This is a genomic window from Candidatus Chlorohelix sp., from assembly GCF_037138995.1.
Taxonomy (GTDB): Bacteria; Chloroflexota; Chloroflexia; order Chloroheliales; family Chloroheliaceae; genus Chlorohelix.
This window is the reverse complement of the sequence record NZ_JBAXHI010000081.1, coordinates 1-7,040: the sequence shown is the minus strand read 5'-3', so window position 1 is coordinate 7,040 and position 7,040 is coordinate 1. Positions and strand designations below refer to the sequence as shown.

8 protein-coding genes and 2 tRNA genes are annotated in these 7,040 nt (G+C 50.3%); 4 read left to right on the top strand and 6 right to left on the bottom strand.

Going from position 1 to position 7,040, the window contains the following annotated elements; translation table 11 throughout:
* Positions 1-33: 33 nt before the first annotated feature.
* Together WCK19_RS18030 and WCK19_RS18025 are read right to left on the bottom strand one after the other, a co-directional pair.
* A complete protein-coding gene (locus WCK19_RS18030; protein WP_342398793.1) occupies positions 34-594 on the bottom strand; it encodes an N-acetyltransferase in 561 nt (186 codons plus the stop codon).
* A 90-nt stretch (positions 595-684) separates the two neighbouring features.
* Complete coding sequence (locus tag WCK19_RS18025) at positions 685-1,671, bottom strand: DUF1385 domain-containing protein (protein WP_342398792.1); 987 nt, start codon at positions 1,669-1,671, stop codon at positions 685-687.
* 49 nt (positions 1,672-1,720) lie between these two features.
* Here WCK19_RS18025 and WCK19_RS18020 point away from each other — a divergent pair, with 49 nt between their 5' ends.
* Positions 1,721-1,927 carry a hypothetical protein gene (locus WCK19_RS18020; protein WP_342398791.1) on the top strand — a complete coding sequence of 69 codons (207 nt, stop codon included), beginning with the start codon at positions 1,721-1,723 and terminating at the stop codon, positions 1,925-1,927.
* Positions 1,928-1,990: 63 nt separating this feature from the next.
* Here WCK19_RS18020 and WCK19_RS18015 read toward each other — a convergent pair.
* Positions 1,991-2,078 (bottom strand) — tRNA-Ser (locus WCK19_RS18015).
* Positions 2,079-2,103: 25 nt separating this feature from the next.
* A tRNA-Ser gene (locus WCK19_RS18010) sits at positions 2,104-2,188 on the bottom strand.
* A gap of 315 nt (positions 2,189-2,503) precedes the next feature.
* On the opposite strand from WCK19_RS18010, the gene WCK19_RS18005 reads away from it, so the two are divergent.
* Together WCK19_RS18005 and WCK19_RS18000 are read left to right on the top strand one after the other, a co-directional pair.
* Positions 2,504-3,190: a Crp/Fnr family transcriptional regulator gene (locus tag WCK19_RS18005; RefSeq protein WP_342398790.1), complete on the top strand. Its 687-nt coding sequence runs from the start codon at positions 2,504-2,506 to the stop codon at positions 3,188-3,190.
* Between the two features lie 19 nt (positions 3,191-3,209).
* A complete protein-coding gene (locus tag WCK19_RS18000) occupies positions 3,210-3,623 on the top strand; it encodes an HIT family protein (RefSeq protein ID WP_342398789.1) in 414 nt (137 codons plus the stop codon).
* A gap of 109 nt (positions 3,624-3,732) precedes the next feature.
* On the opposite strand, the gene WCK19_RS17995 is transcribed toward WCK19_RS18000, so the two are convergent.
* Both WCK19_RS17995 and WCK19_RS17990 read right to left on the bottom strand, forming a co-directional pair.
* The gene (locus WCK19_RS17995; RefSeq protein WP_342398788.1) at positions 3,733-3,909 is read right to left on the bottom strand and encodes a hypothetical protein; all 177 of its coding nucleotides are present in this window, start codon (positions 3,907-3,909) and stop codon (positions 3,733-3,735) included.
* Between the two features lie 179 nt (positions 3,910-4,088).
* The gene (locus tag WCK19_RS17990) at positions 4,089-4,973 is read right to left on the bottom strand and encodes a hypothetical protein (protein WP_342398787.1); all 885 of its coding nucleotides are present in this window, start codon (positions 4,971-4,973) and stop codon (positions 4,089-4,091) included.
* A gap of 551 nt (positions 4,974-5,524) precedes the next feature.
* Between WCK19_RS17990 and WCK19_RS17985 the strand changes: the two genes are divergently transcribed.
* On the top strand, positions 5,525-7,040 hold a 1,516-nt coding region (locus WCK19_RS17985), incomplete at its 3' end, for an NHL repeat-containing protein (RefSeq protein WP_342398786.1).

Sequence of the window (7,040 nt, the reverse complement as noted above, 5' to 3'; positions counted from 1 at the left end):
ATTGCCCACCTTGAGAGTTACATGTTTTTTTTATTATGGAAGGGTAGGCAGAGCGCGGATTGGCATGGGTCCCACGTAACCGGGCGCAAGGTCTAGCAACAAGCCGGTCTCATCGCAAGCGGTAAACTTTGGACAGCGGAAACATTCGCTCCATGTCTTTTGCGGCAATTGGTCTTTGGTTCCTTCGTGGAAACCGAATCTCTCGAAGAAAACGGGGATAGTAGTTAGGGTAAAAAGGCGCAAAATCTGTAATTGGCGGGCATCCTCGATAATCGCTCCCATCAGGCGTTCGCCCAAACGCTGCCCCTGATAATCCACATCCACCGCCAACGAACGCACTTCCGCCAAATCTTCCCAGAAAATATGCAATGAGCAAGTACCGATTACTTTATCGCCCTCTGCCGCTACGATAAAATCGCGCACATACTCGTAAAGCTCGCTCATGCTGCGGGGCAACAGGTTATTCTTGAGACGCGCCATTTGATTTACCAAATTAAAAATCTGCGGCACATCCTTCATACGAGCGCGTCTGATTACAATTGCTCCATTTGCTGCGGAGGTGTGGTTCATTTCGTCTTCCACTTCGCTAATCACTTCCCTATCCTTTCATGCGATAAACTTAAAAAGCAGCCCTGCGGCTGCTCTGACAATATACTGCTAACTACATAAATAGTTCAGTTTCTCTCAGGCAACCGCTTCACTGTTCCCCCGTACTGGCTGTACGGGGCGTGCGGGGAGTCGAAGCCGCCGAGCGTTATATTCTTCCTGAGAAATAACGCCATCCGCCGCCAACACATGCTCTAACGCCACGATGGCAACTTCTAGCATCGGCAACTCAGGCGGGCGCGTGGTCATCTTTTGCAGCGCAAGACCGGGCGCAGCCAACCAACGCACCACCCGGAAGCGATAATTTGCAGCGGTAAAACGTAGAAATTCGTAAGCCGCCGTTGCTACCAGCGGAATTATGAAAATGCGTGAAACCAACTTCCATATAAAAGATAAATCGCCCATAAACACGAAAATGACGCTGGCTACTACCAGTACCACCAGCAAAAAGCTTGTACCGCAACGGGTGTGAACGGCGGTAAAGGTTTGCGCCGTTTCCGGCTCTAGTTTTGCGCCTGCTTCGTAAGCGTTGATAGTTTTGTGTTCTGCCCCGTGATACATAAAAACGCGGCGCACATCCGGCATTTTGCCCATCAACCAGAGATAGCCCATGAAGATGGCGAGGCGAATAACGCCCTCCGCGATGTTCACCGCGATATGCTGCTCAGTCCAGCTAAAGGCGATGGTGGCGAGGAAAGGAGGCGCGGCGAAAAACAAACTGATTGCGAAAATCAGCGAGACTGCCATCGTACTCCACAAAGCCCAGCCGCTGATTTGCTCGGTATCCACGTTTTGCTCAGAGCCTTCCGGCGCGTCGGGGTCAAGCATGGCAACATTAGCGGAGAAAAAGAGGGTTTGCGTACCCAGTACAAGCGCATCCCACAGCGTAACCAGCCCACGCATAAAGGGCAATTTCCAGAGCTTCGAGGTATATATTTTCGATTGTAGCGGCTCGGTTTTTAGGATGATTTCGCCATTTGGCGCACGCACCGCCACCGCCATATGGCGTTGACCTCGCATCATTACTCCCTCTAAAACTGCCTGCCCACCGTAGTTAAACTTCAATTTTTGCTCCCAAACTAAATAAATTTACCGTGCTATTTTACAAGCAATTATGCTCGATTGCAATAGCCTACCAACGCCCCGAACCCGTTCCCGTAGTAAATCTCTTGGCATGGGCAAGAAGGTTTTAATTCTGTGGGAGGTTGCTCTTGCCCTCGATACGTTCGGTGGCGCAATTCTCATGGGTTTGGGGGCAATAAAAGAAGGGCGACTCCAGCGTCGCCCTTACGGGAACGGGTTCTGTGGGAGATGGCTATAAAAAAACAAAACCCCTACCGGGTAGGGTAGAGGCTGTTCGTTTCGCAACAACGTTCATAAGAGGCGGAGAGGGAGGGATTCGAACCCTCGAAGGAGTATAAGTCCTTAACCGCTTAGCAGGCGGTCCCATTCGACCACTCTGGCACCTCCCCTTATTTAGTTGTATGTGGCTCTAGGCGGAGAGGGAGGGATTCGAACCCCCGGAGACTTTCGCCTCAACTGTTTTCAAGACAGCCGCCATAAACCGCTCGGCCACCTCTCCATGCTAGTATGAGGCTTCTAGGAGCCACTCTCTCTCACAACTCTAGGCTGTAAGTACAAGTGATTATACTTTACCACACGGCAGGGTGTCAACCGAACCCCCTTCCCACGATTGCCACCCATCCCATGGGATTCATACCAACCGCATGCGGGCGCATTCCATTTTGGATTGCCGATTTTGGTCAGAAGCATCACCACCTTGTATGAGAATTACATTAAGACAAATGATTGACAAGGCTATTCGGGCGTGATACCATCGAGAAATATTTACCAGCTGCAAGTTTAATATTTATCTGTTATTTTTAGGACTATTGCAATGCCCAATGAAGAAAATTTCTTGGCAAGCATCCCGTTTTTTGCCTCAATCGCTGCGGATGAACTAAAAGACCTAGTAGCCCGCGTAAAACGCCGAGTTTATAAGCATGGCGAAACGATTTATCATAAGGATGATGCCGGTTCTACCATGTATGTTATTGTGGATGGCACGGTGAAGGTGAGTGTGCCTAGCGAATCCGGCGCCGAGATGATTTTGGCGATTCTGTGCAAAGGCGATTTTTTTGGAGAGTTATCTCTGTTCGATGGTAAGCCTCGTTCTGCTACTGTTACCAGCGTTGGACCGGCAGATGTGCTGACTATTTACCGGGATGATTTCATAGATTTCCTCAAGAAGCATCCGATGGTGGCGGTGAACGTGATTGCTACGCTCAGCCAACGTATTCGCCTAACCGATGCGTTGGTAGAGGATGTGGTTTTTCTTGATATTCCGGCGCGTTTGGCTAAGAAGTTGTTGGAGTTATCCAATAGCTACGGCAAGCAAAAGTCTGATGGGAGTATAGAAATAGAGTTGCGTTTGACTCAGCAGGATATTGCTAATATGCTTGGCACTACCAGAGAAAGCGTTAACCGCCAACTGGTAGCGTTTCAAGAGCGTAATTATATTGCGATTGATCGGCAACGCATTACGCTGATTAAGCCCGATGAGTTAGCAAAACGAATTTACTAGGAGAAGGTAAGCCGGACGTATGGACGAGACTTGTATATTTTGTAAAATTGTGGCAGGGAAACTGCCTTCCGCTAAAGCCTACGAAGATGATAAAGTGTTGGTTTTCATGAATTTGCAGCAGAAGAATCCGGGACATGCTTTAATTATTCCCAAAGCGCATTACCCGAATATATATGAAATACCGGATGAACATGTTGGTTATGTGGCGCAAGTGGGGGCGCAAGTGGCACGCGCTCTCAAGCAGCAGTTTGCGCCGTTGGGGGTAAACGTGCTACAAAATAATGAACCTGCCGCTATGCAAAGCGTTTTCCATTATCATGTGCATGTAATCCCACGCTATAAAGGCGATGATTTGCTGTCAATCTGGCGAGCAGACCCATCTTCTCCCGATATACTCAACGCTAACGCCGAGAAGCTGAAAGCGGGCTTATAAAAGATAGGGCTTTTCGGGCAATTTGCTCATTAAACCCACCGGATTTTACCCTACTATGGCGGGCGCATCCCGATGCGCCCCTACCAATCCGAACCGCCCCTACACATTTTCAAAAGTTGACTGCCCGATTTCTCTTTGCTCTTTCCACCGGAAATCTAAGAATCAATTGCTCGTTATCGGGCGTTTTGTCGCTAAACTTGTCCGCTAGATACATATCGGGGCGAGTTTTCAGGCTGTCGCCATAGAAGCCTAACAGTTTGCGAAAGGATAGAAATAGTTTGCTCATTGCTCTGGACCTATCTACACAAAATATTACCGACAACTATAAAACTAACCCTAGCAAGGGCGTTTTGGTTAATGCTATCGGCGTTTCAACTTTTAGAAGAAACGAGTGTTTGAACATATATATATAGAAGCGCGATGTTTGGTATCGCGCGTTAGCCCATACTCACGGGTTGGCAGCGATTAGTTGCCGCCGCTTATCCGCTTGTAGTCCAGAGCAAGACGCTCCGCAATGCGTTGCGCCACTTCGTTATTATTCCAGTATTCGGTATGCGCGGTTAGGGGATTTGTGCCGGTTTGCACCAAAATATCCTTAACCTTGAACTTACCCTCGAAAAGCACTTCCAAAGGATAGGCAATTAAATCTTGCGCGTCCATAAAATTATACCACATCCCATCGTTGCGGACGGGGTCTAAATCCGGATTGGTATTTTTAGGGTCAAGGTAGTTTGGGGTGGCGGCAGCAGTAAAATAGCGGGGTTTCTGCACCCCGGTGTCATCTTCCAGTTCAAGGCTGAAAAGCGCGATGGGCGAGCCAACCGTAAAAAGGTTGCTGGGTTTAAACCCGGCGGCTTTCCAACTATCGTTGTGGCGGCTATTATAATAGAGGGTGTCGAAAGAAACCACCGAGCCAAGGCTATGCCCCACCACCGAAACCGCATCGCCGGTATTTACAAAGGGATTTATTTTATCCAAAAGGCGTTGCCGAACTTGGTCGCGCCATTTGGTACTCTGATAAACCATAATATCACTTAGTGAAGTGATAATTTGGCGGCGCACTTGGTCGAAACCGCCGCGCTCGATTAGTTGGTCAAGGAAGTTGTATAATTTGTTGCGCTCTTTGGTATATGCTTCAAGTACATGCAGTTCTTCAGGATGCCCGATGTCAGAGTAGTTGACATAATCAAAAGCAACATATTGGTCATATTCTTCTTGCGTAGCATTGTTAGGGATAACTTTAAGGCGTTTAAGCTTTTCGTAAAGTAGGTTCTTGAAATTATGGGTATAATCGCCGTGTAGCACCGAATCAGAAATGCCGTGAACCGCAATAACCACAAGTTTGCTCAAGGGAAGTTTCCTTTCGATGGAGGAAGGACCCACAACACCGTGCGTCCCACCAAGATACAGACAGTATCTGCTTGTAGCTATTCTACAACGAGTATTAAAAAAAATCAATGGTTGGTTAAAAATTGGTGTAAATTGGGTATAAATTAGCCCCCATCCCATGGGATTCATACCAACCGAACGAGGGCGTGTCCCATTTTGGATTTTGGATTGAAACCCTCTCGCCCATTCCAAGAGAATTAACCCGTAGGGGCGGTTCTTGTCGCAACACGGAGGTTGCGCCTACTAATCCCCCAGATTTTACCCCACCCATCGAGGGTGCATCGGAATAACCCCTCTAAAACTTTAATAAACTTTTAATATTTCTGACAGAAAAAACCCTTAAAAATGGGCATGTTGTTAGAATCCTGTTAGAATCGTTTGTTATAATGACATGTGGCAGCGGAAAAAGCGTCTGCTAGGGTGGGTTTGACTTGCACACGCGCATGTATCGCACCGGAGAAGCAAAATAAGTTTTTGGCAACAAAGAAGCAAAAATTAAGAAGGGATGTAGAATGATTTTTTCAGGAAATACAGGAACAACCGGAAAGCGAAAAAGCATTGCCGGAGGCTTAGCGGCTATCGCTATGCTGCTAGGGCTGATGAGCGCGTCCTTCGCCGCCGCCTCTTTGCCCGGTACTGCCGCCGACCGAGTGTACGGGCAGGGCGCGGCTGGCAATGATTTTGCCGCGAAAGTATTTGCTACAGGCGCCTCCAACCTAAATACCCCCTATGGGGTAGCGGTCGCTTCGGATGGCGGTCTCTATGTGTCTGAGAGCGCCAACAACCGGGTGCTGTACTTTCCTGCTACTAACGGTATCCCTGATTTCACCGCTACGCGGGTGTACGGGCAGGGCGCGGCTGGCAATGATTTTACCACCAGCGCTAGTGGAACCACCGCCACCAGCCTGAACAATCCCCGCGGGGTAGCGTTGGATGCGGACGGCAGCCTCTATGTGGTTGATGCCTTCAACAACCGGGTGCTGTACTACCCCGCCACCAACGGTATCCCTGCTTTCACCGCCACGCGGGTGTACGGGCAGGGCGCGGCTGGCAATGATTTTACCACCAACGCTAGTGGAACCAGCGCCACCAGCCTAAGTACCCCCAATGGTGTAGCGGTGGCTCTGGACGGCGGTATCTATGTGGCTGATAGATCCAACGGTCGGGTGCTGTACTTCGCCTACGATGGTGATGTCACCGCCGATCGGGTGTACGGGCAGGGCGCGGCTGGCAATAGTTTTGGCACCAGCGATACGCCAAACCCCCCCAGCGCCACTAGCATGAACTATCCCTATGGGGTAGCGGTTGCTTCGGACGGCGGTCTCTATGTGGCTGATCAAAGCAACGCTCGGGTGCTGTACTTCCCTGCCACCGCCGGAGTACCGGCTTTCACCGCCACGCGGGTGTATGGGCAGGGCGCGGCTGGCAATAGTTTTACCACCAAAACTACGCCAAACCCCCCCAGCGCCACCAGCCTAAATACCCCCTATGGGTTAGCGTTAGCTTCGGACGGTAGCCTCTATGTGGCGGATTACAACCCCACCCATCGGGTGTTGTACTACCCAGCCACCGCCGGAGTACCGGCTTTCACCCCCACGCGGGTGTACGGGCAGGGCGCGACTGGCGATAGTTTTACCACCAACGCTTCGCCAAACACCCCCAGCGCCACTAGCATGAGAGGTCCCTATGGGATAGCGGTGGCTCCGGACGGTAGCTTCTATGTGGCTGATTCCGACAACAGCCGCGTGCTACATTATGGCTTTCCTGCCACCCAAGTGCCCTTTACTACGCAGCCGAATGGGGCAGTAGCAGGTTCAGCCTTTACCACGCAACCGGTAATAACGGTGAAGGATGAGAACGGCAACCCCGTTACGAACTACACCGGTAATGTGACCGTCGCTATCAAGAGCGGCACAGGCGCAACGGGCGCAGTTCTTGGCGGTACAACTACGGTTGCGGCGGTGAACGGTGTTGCTACCTTCTCCGACCTGACGATTGACCTTGCCGGCACAGGCTACGTTCTGACCA